Source organism: Corallococcus interemptor (genome assembly GCF_003668875.1).
GTDB lineage: Bacteria > Myxococcota > Myxococcia > Myxococcales > Myxococcaceae > Corallococcus > Corallococcus interemptor.
This window is the reverse complement of sequence record NZ_RAWM01000048.1, coordinates 1-17,638: the sequence shown is the minus strand read 5'-3', so window position 1 is coordinate 17,638 and position 17,638 is coordinate 1. Positions and strand designations below refer to the sequence as shown.

Below are 17,638 nucleotides of genomic sequence, written 5' to 3'. Positions count from 1 at the left end.
CCACCTTCACGGATACAAGCAAGCCATTCCGACTTCGGCCGGCACAACGCGGCACCCCGGTGCTGGGGGCCTCAGTCTTGAGTCCCGGTCAGCCGGCGGTCGCGCTCACCACAGCGGCGCCATGTTCTCCACGTACTTGAAGCCCGTGCCCGTGTTGAACACGACCACGGTCTCCTCCGGCTTCACGTCCCCGGAGGCCTGGAGCTTCTTGAGCGCCGCCACGCACGCGCCGCCCTCCGGCGCCATGAACAGCCCTTCCGCCGAGGCCGCCTCCTTCGTGCCCTGGACGATCTCCTCCTCTGTCACCGGCACCGCCGTGCCATGGCTGTCCTTCACCGCGCGCAGGATGAGGAAGTCCCCCAACGCCTTGGGCACCCGCAGGCCGTGCGCGTGCGTCGTCGCGCCCGGCCACATGGGCGCGTCCGGCTTGCCCTCCGCGTGCGCCTTCACGATGGGCGCGCAGCCCTCCGCCTGCACCGCCACCATCCGGGGCCGCTTCGAGCCAATCAGCCCCATCGCCTCCATCTCCTCGAAGGCCTTCCACATCCCGATGAGCCCCGTGCCTCCACCCGTCGGATAGAGGATGACGTCCGGCAGCGTCCACCCGAGCTGCTCCGCCAGCTCGTAGCCCATCGTCTTCTTGCCCTCGACGCGGTAGGGCTCCTTCAGCGTGGCGCACTCGTACCAGCCGTGCTCCTTCGCCAGCAACGCGCACACGCGGCCCGCGTCGGAGATGAGCCCCTCCACCGTCTCCACGTGCGCGCCGTAGGCCCGCGTCTCCATCAGGAACAACGACGCGATGTCCTTCGGCACGAAGACGTGTGCCTCCAGCCCGCCTCGCGCCGCGTACGCCGCCAGCGCGCTGCCCGCGTTCCCCGCTGAAGGCAGACACACCGCCTTCGCGCCCAGCACCTTCGCCATGGACACCGCGGCGGACAGGCCCCGCGCCTTGAACGAGCCCGTCGGGTTTCCGCTCTCGTCCTTCACCAGGACCTGCTTCAACCCCAGCCGCGAGCCCAGCCGGGGTGTGGGCAGCAGCGGCGTGAAGCCTTCACCCAACGACAGGCGCTGCGCCGGGTCATCCACCGGCAGCACCTCGTGGTAGCGCCACATGGAGCGCTCGCGTCCGGGCAGCGCTTCCTTGCGCAGCGTCTTCGCCGCGCGCTCCAGGTCATAGCGCGCGAACAACGGCGCCTGACACGCCGTGCACAGGTTCCACACCTTGCCCGGCGCGAACGTCTGGTCGCACTTCGTGCATTCAAGTCGGAGGACGGACATGCCTTGCGACTCTACTCAGTCCTTCAACTCCAGCCACACCGGAGGGAGGAGCCTTCGTTCAGAGGACCGGCAATTCCTTGAACACGACGCCATCCAGTTCGAGCCGAGTCACGGCGTCCACGAACCGCTCGTTGGCGATGATGACGGTGGTGAAGTCACTGAGGCGGAACAAGTCCATGTCGGTGGGCAGGGTGCTCCCATCCAGCGCGGGTGCATCCGGCAAACGGTCCCCCTGACGTCCACACCGTTCGCAGGGGCGCTCACGTCCGCCAGGAAAGCAGCTGTCATGCAGGCGGCCTCGAGGATGCAGTTCGATTTCCACCAACTCCACTGGCGGAGCCTTGCCTCGAAAGCGCAGGTCCATGCCGCTCGCGAGGAGGTCGAACCCTGCTGCGCGCACCCGCACAAGTGCCTCGCGTTGCATCACCAGCAGCCATGCGTACGGCAGATGCAATGCACCCCATCGACCCGAGGCTTTTGCCCGGAGGATGCCGAACTCCGAATCAGGCAGGAGGAGAGCGCCAGGCGGAGCGTGAGGTCTCAGCAGCTCACGCAGGCGCTCATATTCCTCCAGGGGTACCTGCCTTGCTTCCGCGAGTTCCCGCCGATGAGCCCAACCCGAAAGGTCCATGGAGGGATAGGCCTCGCCCAGGCCTCCGGGGCTGGCCTCGCATACCGGGCAGAGCCCACCAGGAAGCCCCCACTGATGAACACCGTCCAGGAAGCCGGTGAAGAGGGGGCCTTCCGCGGGGCGAAGCCTGAAGAACTTCATGCAGTCCTCCTGGAACTCAACGCATGAAATAATAGGGAACGATGGGTCCCATGATGTTGAAGTCGACGATCATCCGGGCCAGCTGGTCCTGGATTTCCTTCGGGGATGCGTTCCGGTGTGTCTCAGCGAAGTCGCGCCACGCCTGATTCCAGGGGCCGCCCCGTCCTCCGACGCCATGCAGCCGCACGTGCTCCGCGCGGGGAATGACCATCGTGAAGTCATGCACGTTGATGTTCGCTCGACGCTTGAAGAACGTCGCGAGGCGGGCTTCCTGTGGGTAGAGATGATGTCGAACCCATCCCGAACCTGAGGGCTTCCGCCCGTCGGTCGGCGTTGGCGCGGGGTGGTTGTACCAACGGATGACGAAGATGGCCTCCCGGTCGCCCGGAAGCGGCTGGGCACTGCCCCAGTGGCGCCGAGGCCCGGAACCGGGCGCAGCCGACGCCACCGGAGGGCGGATTCCACCGCGAGCCAGCAAGGCGCCCGCGTCCTCGCAGCGATACATGCCGCACAGGTCGTCGGCGCAGACCAGCGTCACGCACCGGTCAGCGCTCTCGCAGGGCTCTTCCCCATCGATGTGCTCCGCGCTGCTCCACGGCTCCAGCGCGGGCACTGGCGCCGTAGCGCACCCTGCAAGAAACAGGAACAAGACCCACGCGGAGGTCTTCATCCCAGTTCGCTTCGGAGGACGGACATGCCTTGCGACTCTACTCAGTCCTTCAACTCCAGCCACACCGGCGCGTGGTCCGACGGCTGCTGTCCCTTGCGCTCTTCGCGATCCACGTCACATGCCGTGAGCCGGGGCAACAGCGGCGCCGTGAGGAACAGGTGGTCGATCCGCACGCCCTTGTTCTTGGGGAACATCAGCATCCGGTAGTCCCACCAGGAGAACTTCTGCACGTCCGGGTGCAGCTTGCGGAACGCATCCGTGAGCCCGAACGCGCACACCTGCTGGAGCGCGTCACGCTCCTTCAACGTGAAGAGCGTCTGCCCCTCCCACTGCGCCACGTCGTACACGTCGATGGGCTCCGGCGCGATGTTCCAGTCCCCGCCCATCACCACCAGGTCGTCCGGCTTGTGGCGCGTGTCCAGGTAGTTGCGCAGCCGCCGGTACCACTCCAGCTTGTAGACGTACGCGGGCGAGTCCACCTGCTGCCCGTTGGGCGCGTACGCGCTCACCACGCGGATGCCGTTCACCGTCGCGGAGATGAAGCGCGCGTGCGTGTCATCCACCCCGTCCGACAGGCCGCGCACCACGTCCGTGGGCTCCGTCTTCGCCAGGATGGCCACGCCGTTGTACGTCTTCTGCCCGTGCACCGCGGCGAAGTAGCCCGCCTCCTTCACCGCGTCGAAGGGGAAGTCCGCGTCGGTGCACTTGAGCTCCTGCAGGCACAGCACGTCCGGCTGGTTGCCCTTCAGCCAGTTGATCAACCGCTGCTGCCGGGCCCTCACCGAGTTCACGTTCCAGGTCGCGATTCGCATGCGGCGCGGACCGTCGCACGCGGCCCACGCCCCTGCCACGCTTTTCCCCCGCCGCCTGTGGCCCCAGGGACACACCCGCCGCCCCCCAGAGGGGAAAACCGTTGGCACACCGGTCGCAATAGGAGGTCCCGGGCCGGAAAAAGCACCGGCCCCGGGCCGCCGCTCCAGGCGCCCGCCGCTGTCCTTGAGCAGCCCCGAGGGGATTGCCATGAACCCGAAGACGCGCACCCGGTCCCGTCGCCCCGCCTCCTTCCGGCGCTTCACCGTGCCGCCCGCGCTTCGCAAGGCCCTCATCCCCGCCGCGCTCGCCGCCCTGGGGCTCGCCGCGTGGGAGGACGTCCCCCTGCCCCGCCTGCTCAAGCCCTGGCTCGTCCACGCCGTGGAGACCCGCGCGGCCCAGGCCCCTGTCGCCGCCGCTCCCACCCTGCCGCTGGAGTCCGCGAGCCACGAGCCCTCGCTGATGGCCGCCCCGCGCCTCGTGGACGAGGCCGCCGCCGAAGCCCCGGCCGCCGCCGAGGCCCCTGCGCCCGGTGACGCCCTGGCGCTGCCGCACACGCACGCCCGCCGGGTGGACCACGTGGCCCGCGCCCTGGGGCTGCGCGAGCTGGGCGACCTGTCCGGCGCCGTGACGGAGCTGCGCCGCGCGCTGCACGACGACCCGGGCGCCACGGAGGCCCTGGCGCAGCTGGCGCGCACGGCCCGGCTGTCCGGGGACACGAAGCTGGCCATCGACGCGTACGCCCGGCTGGGCCAGGCGGAGCCCCACGACGCGGGGGCGCTGGTGCAGCAGGCGCGGCTCCTGGTGTCGGAGGGCCGCTTCGCGGAAGCCGTCCACGTGGGCGAGGAGGCGCTCCTGCGCGACCCGGAGGACCCGGAGGTGTACCAGGTGCTCGGCCGCGCGCACCTGGGCGCCAATGAGCTGGCCTCCGCCATCCTGCGCTTCCAGCAGGCGGTGCACCTGGACCCCGAGCACGGCCACGCGCTCAACAACCTGGGCTTCGCCTACCTGCGCGCCAACGACAACGCGCGCGCCGTGGAGGTCCTCACCCAGGCCGCCAGCCTCCTGCCGCACGTGGCCTACGTGCAGAACAACCTGGGCGTCGCCTGCGAGCGCCTGGGCCGGCTGGAGGAGGCCCGCGCCGCCTACGCCGCCGCCACCCGGCTGTCCCCCCGCTACGTGCAGGCCCGCGTCAACGCGGAGCGGGTGGGCCGCGTGGCCCGGGCCGACCCGGCGGGTCCGCTCCTCCCGGAGCCGCTGCCGCCCGTCGCGCCGTAGGGCGGGCGGCCAGGAAACACCGCCGCTTTCCGGGGGGATGGCCCGGACGGGTTCACCCCGCCCGCCCCCCGGTCTAACCTCCAGTCCTTCACCCCGCCTTCACGAGCGTCATGACTCCGGCCCGACCGATGCCTCCTTCCCCTGAGCCCATTCCCCAGGCCCCGACCGGAGCCCCGCCGCCCAAAAAAGGCGGCTTCGGCGCCGCGCTGTGGCGCTGGACGAAGCGGCTGCTCGTGCTGGGCGTCGTGGGGCTGGTGCTCGTCATCGGCGTGTGCGTGGGCACGTACGTCTACTTCAGCCGCGACCTGCCCTCCGTGGAGTCGCTGCGCAACTACCAGCCGCCGCAGGTGACGAAGGTGACGTGCGCGGACGGCTCGCTCTGCGCCGAGTACGCGCTGGAGCGCCGCACGCTCATCCGGATTGAAGACCTGCCGCCGCACGTGCGCAACGCGTTCCTCGCCGCCGAGGACGCGGACTTCTACAAGCACGAGGGCCTGGACCCCTTCGGCATCCTGCGCGCGGGCGTGAAGAACCTCATCCCCGGCAGCCGCAAGTCCGGCGCGTCCACGCTCACGCAGCAGGTGGTGAAGAACATGCTGCTGACGCCCGAGCGCAGCCTGGGCCGCAAGATCCGCGAGTGGATCCTCACCCCGCGCCTGGAGCAGGCGCTCACGAAGGATCAGATCCTCAGCCTCTACATCAACGGCGTGTACTTCGGGCAGCGCCGCTACGGGCTGGAGGAGGCCGCGCTCTTCTACTTCGGCAAGCACGCGAAGGACCTGTCCGTGGGCGAGGCCGCCGTGCTCGCGGGCACCGTGCAGTCGCCCCACCGCATCAACCCGGTGGCGAACATCACCCGCGCCAAGGCGCGCCAGCGCTACGTGCTGGAGCAGATGGCGGGCCAGGGCTTCGTGCCGCGCCCGGTGGTGGAGGCGGAGAAGGAGAAGCCCATCGTGCTCGCGCCGCGCAAGCCGGTCAGCGCGGGCGCGTACTACGCGGAGGAGATCCGCCGCACGCTGATTGAGCGCTACGGCGAGAAGACGGTCATGGAGGGCGGCCTGCGCGTGGACATCGCGCTGGTCCCCAAGCTCCAGGCCACCGCCGAGCAGGCCGTGCGCGACGGCCTGGAGGCCCTGGACCGGCGCCAGGGCTACCGGGGCGCGCAGGGCAAGCTGGAGGAGGCGCAGTGGAAGCGCTACCGCGAGCTCATCGTCCAGCGCATCGACGAGGCCGGCCGCCGCCAGAAGGACCAGGGCTACGTCGCGGACCTGGCGCCGCTCGCGCAGCCTGTGGCCGCGCCGGCTCCGGCGGCCAAGACGCCCACCACGCAGGAGGTGGAGGGCGCCGAGGAGCAGCAGCCCGCCGCCCTGGCCGCGGACACGGATTCAGAGGAAGAGGAGGCCCGGTCGCCGGAGCGTGAGCGCGTGGGCCAGGTCCTCCTCAAGCCCATGGAGGAAGGCCTGCGCCTCACGGGCTACGTGATGGAGGTGGACGTCAAGCGCAACGTGGCGCGCGTGGACCTGGTGGGGCGCACCGCGGAGGTGTCCTTCGCGTCCGTCAGCTGGGCGCGGCAGAAGAAGAAGAGCGCGCCCAAGGACATCTCGGACGTGTTCACCCCCGGGGAGCTGGTGTTCGTGCGCGTGCTCAAGGCCCCTCCGGCGCCGGCCTTCGTGGAGGCCACGTTGGATCAGGTGCCCGTGGTGCAGGGCGGGCTCGTGGTCATCAACCCGGCCAACCGCAACGTGGTGGCCATGGTGGGCGGCTATGACGCGGAGCGCTCGTCGTTCAACCGCGCCACGCAGGCGAAGCGGCAGCCGGGTTCGTCGTTCAAGCCGTTCATCTACGGCGCGGCGCTGGCCAGCGGCCGCTTCACCCCGCTCTCCATGGTGAACGACGCGCCGGAGTCCATCCGCGACCCGTACACGGGCAAGACGTGGCGGCCCAAGAACTTCGACGGGCGCTTCGAGGGCCCCATGACGCTGCGCACGGCGCTGAGCAAGTCGAAGAACACGGTGTCCGTGCGCCTGATTGAAGCGATCACCCCCGCGACCGCCATCGACTTCGCGCGCCGCGCGGGCATCCGCTCCGCGATGCCGGAGAACCTCACGCTGGCGCTGGGCACCGGCGAGGTGACGATGCTGGAGGCCGTGAACGCATACGCCACGCTCCAGGCCAACGGCCGCTACGCGGAGCCGCTGACGCTCCTGCGCGTGCGCGACGCGAAGGGCACGGTGCTGGAGGAGCACCAGCCGGCGTTCGAGGAGACGCTGCCTCCGGCGGTGGCGTACCTCACCACGTCGCTGATGCGCAGCGTGGTGGAGGACGGCTCGGCGCGCGCGGTGCTGCAGCTGAACCGGCCCGCCGCGGGCAAGACGGGCACCACCAACGAGTCCAAGGACACGTGGTTCAACGGCTTCACGATGGACTGGGTGGCCAGCGCGTGGGTGGGCTTCGATGACAACTCGCCGCTGGGCAGCAGCGAGACGGGCGGCCGGGCCGCGCTGCCCATCTGGCTCAACTTCATGCGCGTGGCGGAAGAAGGCCTGCCCGCGCGCGACTTCGAGGTTCCCCCGGGCGTCACCCAGGTGCGCATCGACCCGGCCACGGGGCTGCTCGCGGGCAACGCCGTTCCGGGGCGGATGGAGCCCTACCTGGAGGGCACCCAGCCCACCGCCGAGGCGCCGCCGCCCGGACAGGTGACGCCGGACAACTACTTCCTGGAGGAAGGTGGCAAAAGGGGGCTGTGAGTCGCTCGCTCCTGCCGCTGCTCCTGGTGCTCGCGTTCGCCCTGCCCGCCCGTGCGGACCAGGACGACGGCGCGCCTCCCGCCTCCGCCCGGCTGGCCCTCGCCGTGGCGGATGCCATTCGCGGCGCGCCCGCTGAAGCGCCCGTGGCCATCGTCCTGACCGGAAGCTCGGCGGAGTTGCGCCGGGCCTTCGGGACGCTGCTGGCCGCGCGGCTGTCGGCGATGAACCTGGCGCCGGTGGTGCTGGACGTCGCGCCGGAGCGCGCCGAGGCCGCCGCCCGCGAACAGGGGGCCCGCTCGCTGGCGAGGCTCACGCTGGACGTGGAGGGCGGAGAGCTGACGGCCCGAGGCGACGTGCTGGGCACGTGGGTGAACTTCTGGTCCGGCCGCACGCCCACGCGTCCGCCGAAGCCCGCCGCCGCCGTGGCCGAGGGCGTGGAGGCGGACGCCACGGTGCTGGCGCTGGCGTCGGTGGGGATGCCGGCCTCGACGGCGCAGGGCCCGGGTCCGCAACAGCGGCGGCCGGTGCGCCTGCTGGGCGCGGTGTTCGCGAGGCTGGAGACGCCGCTGGGCGCGCTGGCGGCGGGGGACCTGGACGGCGATGGCCGGGATGAGGTGGCCGCGCTCACCGAGCACGAGGTGGTGGTGTTCGGCGCGGACGGGCGGGTGCTCGCGCGGCGGGAGCTGGAGGGGACGCCGGCCGCGGCGACGACGCGGGAAGCCTTCGGAGCGCTGGCGGTGCTGACGGGGCCGCCGAGGCTGGCGGCCTGGAGCACGCGGTACGCGCGCGGCGAGGTGATGGTGCTGGACAAGGCGAAGGGGACGCTGCGCGCGACGGGGACGCTGGACGCCGCGCCGCTGGGGACGGGGGAGCGAGGGGCGTTCCTGCCGGGGCAGACGCTGTTCGGGCCCGAGGTCCGGCTGGCGGACGGGCGCGCCGTCACGGTGTCCTCGCCCTTTGGCACGGCGAGCTTCGCGGCGCAGCGCATGCTGTTCGTGCACGCGGACGGCACGGCGTCGCTCTACGCCCGTCCCGCGTCGGCGCCGGCGAAGCTGGCCGGGCTGGGCGCGGGCAGCGCGCTGGGAGACCTGGATGGAGACGGGGTCCCGGAGCTGCTCACCACGTCACCGCAGTTCCAGCCGGCACCGGACGCGCTGCGGGTGCTGTCGTTGAGCTCCGACGCGCCAATGGCGCACGAGCCGCTGTGGCAGGGAGCGCTCCCGCCGGGCCGCGCGCTGTACGTGGTGACGGCGGACCTGGATGGCGACAAGCGCCGCGAAGTCGTCGTGGGTTCATGGAAGCCGGACGGCACGAGCGAGCTGTTCCTCCTGCGCCAGGGTGCACCGTGATGATCCGCTCCGCCCTCGTGGGCCTCGTGCTTCTCTCTTCCGCGCCGGCACTGGCCGCCAGCCGTCCGCGCTACGGCGGCGAGCTGCGGGTGGCTCATGCGGGGCCGCCTGAAATCGGTGAGCCCTCGCTCGCGGACACGCCGATGGAGGCCGCGCTGCTGGGCCTGCTGACGCGGCCCGTGTGCCGCGTGGACTCCGGTGGACAGGTGAACCCGACGCTGGCGCGCGAGATGTCGCGCCCCGTGCCGCAGGCCCTGCGCATCGCGATGCCCTCCGCCGCCAGCGCGACCGCCGTGGCCCGTGCGTGGACCCGGCTGTCCTCCACGGAGGCGCCGTCTCCCTACCGCGCGCTGCTGTATCCGCTGCGCGGAGAGGGCCGCCAGGTGACAGCGTCCGGCTCCTCGCTGGACCTGGCCCTGGCCTTCCCATGGCCCGACCTGGAACGCTCGCTGTGCCACCCGGCCCTCGCGACGCCGCCGTCGCCCGCGGCGGGTCCGTTCAGCGCCGCGGGCCGGGGCGTGCTGGAGGCCCAGGCCGGCTGGCCCGAAGGCCGTCCCTACCTGGACCGGCTGGCGCTCACCGCCACGGATGAGCGCGGCCTCGCACGGCTGTGGTCCTCGCGGCAGGTGCAGGTGGCGCTGGGCACGCCGCCCGACAACGACACCCTCACGGGCGCCGCGCTGTACGCGACCTATCTGGCGTACTCGCCCCGGAAGGTGCCCGCGGACTTCCGCCAGGCCGTGGAGAGCGCCATCGACCGCGAGGACCTCACGCGCCTGTTCGTGAAGGGCCCCGCCGTGCCCATGGCGAACCTGCTGCCGCCCGCGCTGATGCCTCCAGGCTCCAGGCCCAGGCCCGGCGCTCCTCAAGGAGGCGCATCCCGCAAGGTGACGCTCGCCTATGACGCCGCGCTGGCGGATCAACGCGCCGTCGCCGAGCGCATCCAGGTCAAGCTGCACGACCAGGGCTACACCGTCGCGCTGGAGCCCCAGTCGCGCGCCGCGCTGCGAAGCCGTCAGGCCAAGGGCGACTTCGAGCTGATGCTCAGCGCGTTCCTCCTGCCCCCCATCCCCGGCCCCGCGCTCGCGGTGGTGCTGGAAGCAGGAGGACGCAGGGACCTGCTCGGCGTGGAGCTGCCGCCCATCGGCGCCCTCACGGACGCGGGAGCCCGGGATGCCCGAAGCCGCGAACGCGCCCTGGTGCTCGCCCCCTCCGTGCCCCTCATCCCGCTGTACGCCCAGGGGCTCGCCATCCGGGCGGCACCGGAAGTGACGAGCCTCGCACTCGATGCCCAGGGCCTGCCCGTGCTCGAAGGCGCGTGGCTCGCTCCCGTCGAGGCCTCGGGCGGAGGAGGCCGGCCATGAGCCCCACCCACCCGGCAGCCTCCGGGAAGGAACGGCCCGCATGCGCCTGAGGACCCGGCTCGCGCTCGCCTTCGCCCTGCTCGCGCTGGTGCCGCTGGCCATCGTCGTTCCCCTGACGCTGACGCGCCTGCGCGACACGCTGTCGCGCGAGCTCGACGCGCGCATGACGGCCGCCACGGCTTCCGCGCAGGAGTCCCTGGAGCGCTCCGGCGCCAACGCGCGCCGCGCCGTCGAGGAGCTGGTTGAAAGCCCCGCCATGGAGGACCTCGTGCGCGACGCGCGCACCGCCCCCTTGCGCGTCATCCAGGCCAACACCGCCGAGGGCCTGATGAAGAGCCGCGGCCTCACCGTGCTCACCCTCTTCGACCGCAACGGCACCGTGCTGTCCTCCGGCCACCTGCCCGCGCGCCGTGGAGACCCGGACCGCGCCCTCTTCGCCGTGACGAAGGAGAAGTCCTCCAAGCCCGTGCCCGTGCGCGTGGACGTCCGGGGCGACGCGGGCCTGCGCCAGGTTCCCGCGCTCGTCACCGCGCGCCCCGTGGACTACGGCGACGTGCGCCTGTGGGCCGTGGGCGGCGTGGTGCTGGATGACGGCCTGGCCCAGCACCTGGCCCGCCTCACCCAATCCGACGTGACGCTCCTGTCCGGCGACACCCAGGTGGCGCACGCGGGCAGCGCGGCCCCGCCCACCGTGGAGCAGGTGCTGCCCCTGGGCAACGTGGCCTCCGTGCGCCTCACCTTCAGCCGCGCCGCCGCCCGCGAGGCCGAAGAGGGCGTCATGCGCGCGTTCCTCCTGCTCGCGGGCCTGGGCCTGGGCTTCGCGGCGCTCCTGGGCCTGCTGGTGTCCCGCTGGATGACGCGGCCCGTGGAGGCCCTCACCTCCGGCGCCCGCCGCGTGGCGGAGGGCGCGCTGGACGTCCAGGTGACAGCCCGCGCCACCGGCGAGGTGGGCGAACTGGTCCGGACGTTCAACCACATGACGTCCGAGCTGAAGAACACCACCGAGCGGCTGATGGCCACCGAGCGCATCGCCGCGTGGCAGGAGGTCGCCCGGCGGCTGGCGCACGAAATCAAGAACCCCCTCACCCCCATCCGCATGTCCCTGGAGACGCTGATGGCCGCCCACGAGGCGCGCCACCCCAGCTTCCCCACCCTCTTCAAGGAGAGCGCGGGCGTGGTGCTGGAGGAGGTGGAGCGGCTGCGGCGCATCGTGGACGAGTTCAGCCGCTTCGCGCGCCTGCCCAAGCCCCAGCTCGCCCCCGTGGACCTGAGCGAGCTCACCCAGAGCGTCCTGTCGCTCTACGCCGCGCCGCCCGAAGGCATCCAGCTGGTGCCCGCGCTCCAGACGGGCGTGGTGGCCCGAGCGGACAGAGATCAGCTCACCCAGGTGCTCGTCAACCTGGTGAAGAACGCGGAAGAAGCCATGACGGGCAAGGGCGGCGCGCTGCGCGTGCGCGTGAAGGGCACCGACGCGGACGCCATCGTCGAGGTGGAGGACGAGGGCCCCGGCATCCCCCTGGAGCACCGCGCCCGCATCTTCGAGCCCTACTTCACCACCAAGGACGGCGGCACCGGCCTGGGGCTCGCCATCGCCGCGCGCATCCTCCAGGAGCACGGAGGCCGCCTGGAGGTCGGCGGAGAGCCCGGCCAGGGCGCCCGCTTCAGCGTCGTGCTCCCCCGCGCGAGCTGAGCCCCGCGAGCAGGAAGGCCCGGCACCTCGTGGAAGAGGTCCCGGGCCTTCGGGCACCGCACGGCGCGACGCGGTCCGTCAGTCCTTGACGGGCGTCGCCTTGAGGGCGGCCTTGCCCTCCTTCACGTAGACCTGGAAGCGCACCGTCTTGCACGCGTACTTCGTGACGAGCTGCTCCTTGTTCTTGCGCAGCTTCTGCACGAACTTGTCGTACGTCAGGCCGTCCGCCTGTTCACCGCAGCGCTCGCGCGTGGTGACGAACTCGCGGAAGACGTCCTGGAAGTGCTGCTCCTCGGACAGGGCCGCGGCCGCCGCGCTGTTGACGCCCGGCATGGGCAGCGGAATCGCCTGCGGACCGTTGGAGCGCGGGGCCGGCATCGGGATGGCCTCCGACGTGGGCCGGGTGCTGGCCTGGAGCAGCTCGCGCGGAATCGCCGCCACGCGCGTCGTCTCCGGGGACTCCGGCTCCGAGGACTGCGCCGCCGCCAGCGCGAACGGGTTGGCCGCCTGCTGCAGCGAGTACGCCGCCGTGGGCTGATCCTCGAAGGCGAACGCGCCGTGGCGCGGCGCCGCCGGGGCCAGGGGCTCCGCCGCGGGAACCGGCTGCTCGAAGGGCATCGCGCCGCCCTGCGCGTACGCCGGAGGCGGGCTGAACGGCTCCGCGGCCGGCGGAGGATAGGCCGCGGGCGGAGACGGGAACGGGAACGCGTCCGCGCCCGCGAACGGATCCGCCGCCGGGGGCGCTCCGAACGGAGAGGGCGCGGCGGCCTGGGGCGGCGGCATCGCGAACGGATCCGCGGCCGGCGGCGGCATCGCGAACGGATCCGCGGCCGGAGCCGGAGTGCCCGGGAACGGGAACGCGTCCGCGCCGGAGAACGGATCCGCGGGCGGAGGAGCCGCCGAGCCGAACGGGTTGGACACCGGCTCCACGTGGGCCGCCGACCCGAACGGATTGGACAGCGGCTCCGCGTGCGCGGCCGGCGCGAACGGATCCGCCACCGCGGGCGCGGGCACGGGCGTCACGGCGACGGGAGCCGGAGGCGAGGTCTGGGCCACCGGCTGCGCGGCGGGCGCCTGCTGCGCGGCCATCGCCGCGCCCCAGCCCAGCGTGTCCGAGCCGCCCGACACGGTCTCCTCGTCGGAGGCCTTCTTGCTCCCGCCCATCAGCGCCGTCCACACCAGGCTCAGCACCAACAGGCCCGCGAGCGCGAGCAGCGCGGTGTGCTGGTACGCGGCCAGCGGAGCCAGCGTCGCCGCCGTGCCCGCCAGGACCACGACCTCATACGGCGTGCCCGTCAGCGCCTGGCGCGAACCCACGAACAGCGGCGCCTGGCCGCCCATCGCGTCGCCCTTCGTGAAGGCGGGCAGCTGCACGGGGCCCAGCGCCTGGAGCGAACCGGACTCCAGCACCGCGTCCTTCGTCCCCACCGTCAGCCGGGGCAGCGAGCCCTCCAGCCGCGCCTTCTCCGCGCCCACGCCGCCCACCAGCTTGTCGCCCTGCACCAGCCCCACCGCGGCCGCGCCGGACGCATCCAGCGCGCCCTGCAGCGCGGCGTCCGCGGCCAGGGGCGCGCCCACCACCAGCGTCACCGCCGGAGCAGGGGTCCCCTCACCGCTCCACGCGAGCGGCACGGACGCGAACACGTGCGCCGCCCCGAAGGCGTCCACCACGGACGTGCCCGCCTTGGCGAGCGCCGCGACGTCCAGCGCCGCGGTGTCGGAAGAGGGCTCGGCGCCCGCACGCGCATGGAACGCCGCGTCGCCGGCCACTACCGCCACCACCGCGCCCTGGAGCTCCTGGGGCAGCCCGGCCTGGGCGGCGGCGCGCAGCGCGCCGAAGCGCTCCGCGGTGAGCGGCAGCGGCCCGGACGTCTCCTCCGCGTCCTTCGAGCCGTAGCGGTCGCGCGGAGACTTGGGCGCGGGCGCGGGGTTCAGAGCGCGCACGGCGGCGGCCATCTGGGGGCTGCCGGCCAGCTTCAGCGCCAGGGATTGCACTTCCGCGCGGCGTGCCTCCACGCGACGCGCGACCTCGCCGGTGCCCGACGCGGCCTGGAACGCGGCACCTTCCACCGCGCGCGCACCCAGGGGCGCCGACAGCATCGGGAGGTGAGCCAGGCCCAGTCCGAGGACCAGGAGTGCGAACAGCAGGAACTTGAGGCGGACCATCGCCGTCCTTTAGCCCAGGGGTGAGGGGTCCGCTTATAGCGTCCACCGTTCGACCCCAGCAAGGAACTGGCCCGAAGGAACCCGGGGGCCGGATGCCTGGCTGGCATCCGGGATTCCCGGGCCCTTCGGTCTGTCACGCCCGCTGTGACTGCCCGCTAGTAGTTCGTCGCGTCCGCGTTGAGGTCGAACGGCATGCCGCTGTTCCCCATGCCCTGACGCCGGCGCTCCACCGCGCGCTTGATGGCCTTCTCCAGCCGGTCACGCGTTGCGTCGATGGCCTGGAACAGCGTCTCCGACGTCTCCGTCACGTGAATGGACTCCAGGCCCGGCATGCGCACCGTCACCCGGCACTCCTTGTCCACGCCTCCCTTGGGCCCGTTGATATCCACGAGCGCGATCTCGATCTCCGACGCCTCGTCCTCGGCGAACCGTTCGATATGCGCCACCAGATGCGTGTCGACGTACTGCTTCAGGTTGTCCGTCAGCCCCAGATGCACTCCCCGCAGCTGCACCTTCATGGATTCACCTCCGGGCACAAACATGGGCAGTCCCCCGCCCGCCCGTGAGGGGCTGTCGCAAGCCCTCCCGCCTGCCCTCCCCCGAAGCAGCCGGCCGGACGTCACCGCGCCCGGGACGCGGTGGACGAATCCCCCGGAGCACCGGGTTGCTCTAGTCGCATGGATGGCGAGCGAATCAAGGTGCTGCTGGTGGAGGACGACGGGGACAGCCGCGAGCTCCTGGCGGAGCTCCTGGAGGACGACTTCGAGGTCACCACCGCGTCGGACGGTGTGGCGGGCCTCAAGGCGTTCGAGGCCACCCACCCCGACGTCGTCGTGACGGACGAATCCCTGCCTGGAATGAACGGCACGGAGTTGGCGCAGCAGGTGAAGGAGCGCGAGCCCAGGGCCCGCGTCGTCCTGGTCTCCGGCTATGCGCAGGTGGAGGGCGCGGACTACTGCGATGCCGTGTTGCGCAAGCCCATCGACGTGGAGCGCCTCAGCCGCATGGTGGGCGAGCTGGGGGACGCGGCACGGCACTGACGGAAATTCGCGCGGGGCTCAAGCCTGCCATCCGCGCGAGCCGTTCCTAACTTTCCAGCCATCGCCCAGGAGGGCCCCATGAGGTACTGCGCACGGTGTGGCTCGGAGTATCAGGACAGTGTCGTGGACTGCACGGATTGCCCCAACCACCCACCGCTCGTCTCCGCGGAGGAGATGCGCGAGCGGGGGCTGCCCCTGCCCCATGAGCTGGATCAACGCCGCTTCGTGAGGGCGGGCATCGCGGACGACCCCGTGACGGCCCAGATCTTCGCGGACGTGCTGGAGGAGCACCGCATCCCGCTCATCGTGCGGCCCGGCCGCTCGGGGGTGGTGGACGAGCTGACCACGGGCAACCTGCTGCCCTGGTGGGAGCTGCTGGTGCCGGACACCGACCAGGTCCGCGCCGCCCGGCTCCTGGAGGAGGAGAAGATCCAGGGGCGCGCCTACGCGGACGAGGCCGGCCGCGCGGCGGAGGAAGAGGAGCTCGAGGACGAGCGCGCGCGCCAGGCGCCCGTCGACACGGCCCCCCCAGCTCTTTAGGGCGTCCCCACGTCCGCGCTGCCACGGGCGGGCGTGGGCTGGGACGCGACGGTGGCGGGCGGACGCCGGGCCTCGAAGAGGCTCACGCCCGTCACGCGCCATTTGTCATAGCGCGCGTTGCGGGCGAGGAACGTCTCCAGGTCCTCGTCCACCACGCGGTTGTAGCCGCCCCTGGACGCGTGGCGCAGGAACGTGCGCTTCTTCTTCTGCACCACGAAGCCCAGGTGGGTGATGCGCGTGGCCTTCAGCGGCAGGTCCTCGCGCATCACGACGAGGATGGTGCCGGAGGGCACGCCGTGCGCGTGCTCCAGCACCTTGTCCAACGGAATCATGTTCAGCGTGAAGGTGCCCACGGGCTGGCGCTCGCGGGGCAGCTGCAGCGCCATGGACGACTTCGACTGCCAGGTGTGCGCGGTGAGCGTCTTGGTGACGGAGACGGTGTCGTCCTTCGCGTACTTGCGCGTGACGTCCACCAGCAGGCCCTTCTTGATGTTGTTGGGCAGCCACTGCGCTTCCATCAGGTGGTTGCGGTCCTCGTAGGTGGGCGTGCTCGCGTAGCGGATCCGCTCCAGCAGCGCCGGCACCTCCGGCTCGCCGCGCGCCAGGCCCAGGGCCAGCGTCTCCTCCACGAAGGTGAGGCAGTCCACCGCGTCCAGGCGGAAGGTGGGGTCCGGGTCCACGCCCTGCCCTTCACCCAGGGGCGACAGGACGTAGGGCGTGTTGAGGAACTTCTCACTCATGCCCAAGAGGCGCTCCGCCAGCGGGGACTCGGCCTTGTCCGCGATGAGGGCCGCGCGCTGCTCGGGCGTGAGGGCGCTCCAGCCGTTCGCCCGCACGGGAGGCGACACCGGAGCTTGAGGAACCTGGGACAGCAGCGAGAGCGCGAGCACACCCCACAGGCTCACGGCGCCACCCCGGCCTTGCGCAGGATGGCCTTGCGCCGGTCATCCGCCAGCTGGAGCGTCTCCAGCTCCTTCTCGTAGACGAGCTTCTCTTCTCCTTTGGCGTTCCACGACGCGAGCACCAGCCAGTCCAGCGACGCGGCATCGCCGCCCTGGTACAGCACGCGCGCGGCGGAGGCCGCCAGGGTGCGGTCCGCGTCCTTCAGGAGCGGCGTCAGCAGGGGGCTGGCCTTCTTCGCCGGCACGCCCTCGAAGAGCACCAGCCCCTGGCGGCGCACGAACTTGTCGCTGTTGCCCAGGAGCTTCTGCGCGAAGGCGAAGCCCTCCGGGGCGCCCAGCCGGCACAGGCCCCGGGCCGCGGCGAAGCGCGTGCTCTCCGAGTCGCTGTCCAGGTACGTCTTGAGCGCGGCCTTCTGCTTCGCGTCGCCGCTGGCGCCCACGGCCTCCAGGAGCGCGGCGCGGACCTCCAGGTCCTGCTCGTCCTTCACGGCGGCCATCAGCGGCTTGCCCATCTTCGGGTTCCGGGAGGCCCCCAGCGCCCGCGCCGCCTCGCGGCGCACGCCGCTGCTCTTGTCCTGGAGCAGCGGCAGCACGGCGGCGGTGTTGCGGCTGCCCAGCCGGGCCAGCCCCTGCGCCGCGTACATGCGCACGGCGCTGTCGCCGTCCGTCGTCATCTTCACCAGCGTGGGCTCACCGGAGCGCGCGCCCAGCGACGCCAGCAGCGCCACCAGGTTGCGGCGGGTGCGCTCCTCGTGCGTGGTGCGCAGGATGGGGCCAATCTCCTCCGCCGCGTAGGCCTCCTCGCGCAGGAAGCGCAGGCGCGACGTGGCGGGGGGCACCGGGGCGCCGTTGGCCACCTGGGCCAGGACGGTGTCCGCCTCCGCGCGGCTCTGGGCCTTCTTGGACGCGGACCCGGGGCCGGCCAGGCCGGTCAGGGGCAACAGCAGGACGACGAGCAGGGCACGGACGGACGGAGGACGCACAGGGGCACCCATGCTGGCAAGCACCGCCCCCGCCGTCAAAGTCCACCCC

15 protein-coding genes are annotated in these 17,638 nt (G+C 72.2%); 7 read left to right on the top strand and 8 right to left on the bottom strand.

The annotated features are described in order from the left end of the window. Positions 1-105 precede the first annotated feature (105 nt). Genes D7X96_RS19005 through xth form a run of 4 tightly spaced genes read right to left on the bottom strand, consistent with a single transcriptional unit; the run spans position 106 to position 3,532 of the window. On the bottom strand, positions 106-1,278 hold the full coding sequence (locus D7X96_RS19005; protein ID WP_121770374.1) for a threonine synthase: 1,173 nt from the start codon (positions 1,276-1,278) through the stop codon (positions 106-108). 58 nt (positions 1,279-1,336) lie between these two features. Further along, positions 1,337-2,050, bottom strand: coding sequence for a SitI6 family double-CXXCG motif immunity protein (sitI6, locus tag D7X96_RS19000; protein WP_121770373.1), 714 nt, complete (start codon positions 2,048-2,050; stop codon positions 1,337-1,339). A 16-nt stretch (positions 2,051-2,066) separates the two neighbouring features. Further along, positions 2,067-2,720, bottom strand: a complete 654-nt coding sequence (gene sitA6, locus D7X96_RS18995) for a SitA6 family polymorphic toxin lipoprotein (protein WP_121722370.1) — start codon at positions 2,718-2,720, stop codon at positions 2,067-2,069. A gap of 41 nt (positions 2,721-2,761) precedes the next feature. Then, positions 2,762-3,532: an exodeoxyribonuclease III gene (gene xth / locus D7X96_RS18990; RefSeq protein WP_121722371.1), complete on the bottom strand. Its 771-nt coding sequence runs from the start codon at positions 3,530-3,532 to the stop codon at positions 2,762-2,764. A gap of 208 nt (positions 3,533-3,740) precedes the next feature. On the opposite strand from xth, the gene D7X96_RS41500 reads away from it, so the two are divergent. The 5 genes from D7X96_RS41500 to D7X96_RS18965 all read left to right on the top strand — a co-directional run bounded on the left by D7X96_RS41500 (position 3,741) and on the right by D7X96_RS18965 (position 11,958). Next, entirely contained in the window at positions 3,741-4,808 is a 1,068-nt protein-coding gene (locus D7X96_RS41500) for a tetratricopeptide repeat protein (RefSeq protein ID WP_121770372.1), read from the top strand. Between the two features lie 128 nt (positions 4,809-4,936). Next, the gene (locus D7X96_RS18980; protein WP_244219646.1) at positions 4,937-7,555 is read left to right on the top strand and encodes a penicillin-binding protein 1A; all 2,619 of its coding nucleotides are present in this window, start codon (positions 4,937-4,939) and stop codon (positions 7,553-7,555) included. Then, positions 7,552-8,904 carry an FG-GAP repeat domain-containing protein gene (locus D7X96_RS18975; protein WP_121770371.1) on the top strand — a complete coding sequence of 451 codons (1,353 nt, stop codon included), beginning with the start codon at positions 7,552-7,554 and terminating at the stop codon, positions 8,902-8,904. The genes D7X96_RS18980 and D7X96_RS18975 overlap by 4 nt, the downstream gene beginning before the upstream one ends. Continuing rightward, on the top strand, positions 8,904-10,268 hold the full coding sequence (locus tag D7X96_RS18970) for an ABC transporter substrate-binding protein (protein WP_244219645.1): 1,365 nt from the start codon (positions 8,904-8,906) through the stop codon (positions 10,266-10,268). Before D7X96_RS18975 ends, D7X96_RS18970 begins: the two co-directional genes overlap by 1 nt. Positions 10,269-10,308: 40 nt before the next feature. Further along, positions 10,309-11,958, top strand: a complete 1,650-nt coding sequence (locus D7X96_RS18965; protein ID WP_120552604.1) for an ATP-binding protein — start codon at positions 10,309-10,311, stop codon at positions 11,956-11,958. A 78-nt stretch (positions 11,959-12,036) separates the two neighbouring features. Here D7X96_RS18965 and D7X96_RS18960 read toward each other — a convergent pair whose 3' ends face one another. Both D7X96_RS18960 and hpf read right to left on the bottom strand, forming a co-directional pair. Next, positions 12,037-14,124, bottom strand: a complete 2,088-nt coding sequence (locus D7X96_RS18960) for an MXAN_5187 family protein (protein WP_121770369.1) — start codon at positions 14,122-14,124, stop codon at positions 12,037-12,039. Positions 14,125-14,279: 155 nt separating this feature from the next. After that, positions 14,280-14,642, bottom strand: a complete 363-nt coding sequence (gene hpf / locus D7X96_RS18955) for a ribosome hibernation-promoting factor, HPF/YfiA family (protein ID WP_120552606.1) — start codon at positions 14,640-14,642, stop codon at positions 14,280-14,282. Positions 14,643-14,801: 159 nt separating this feature from the next. On the opposite strand from hpf, the gene D7X96_RS18950 reads away from it, so the two are divergent. Both D7X96_RS18950 and D7X96_RS18945 read left to right on the top strand, forming a co-directional pair. After that, entirely contained in the window at positions 14,802-15,164 is a 363-nt protein-coding gene (locus D7X96_RS18950; RefSeq protein WP_014395148.1) for a response regulator, read from the top strand. 78 nt (positions 15,165-15,242) lie between these two features. Beyond that, a complete protein-coding gene (locus tag D7X96_RS18945) occupies positions 15,243-15,704 on the top strand; it encodes a putative signal transducing protein (protein WP_120552607.1) in 462 nt (153 codons plus the stop codon). Here D7X96_RS18945 and D7X96_RS18940 read toward each other — a convergent pair. After that, a complete protein-coding gene (locus D7X96_RS18940) occupies positions 15,701-16,609 on the bottom strand; it encodes an N-acetylmuramoyl-L-alanine amidase-like domain-containing protein (RefSeq protein ID WP_121770368.1) in 909 nt (302 codons plus the stop codon). The genes D7X96_RS18945 and D7X96_RS18940 overlap by 4 nt on opposite strands. Further along, on the bottom strand, positions 16,606-17,601 hold the full coding sequence (locus D7X96_RS18935) for a HEAT repeat domain-containing protein (RefSeq protein ID WP_120552610.1): 996 nt from the start codon (positions 17,599-17,601) through the stop codon (positions 16,606-16,608). Before D7X96_RS18935 ends, D7X96_RS18940 begins: the two co-directional genes overlap by 4 nt. Positions 17,602-17,638: the final 37 nt, after the last annotated feature.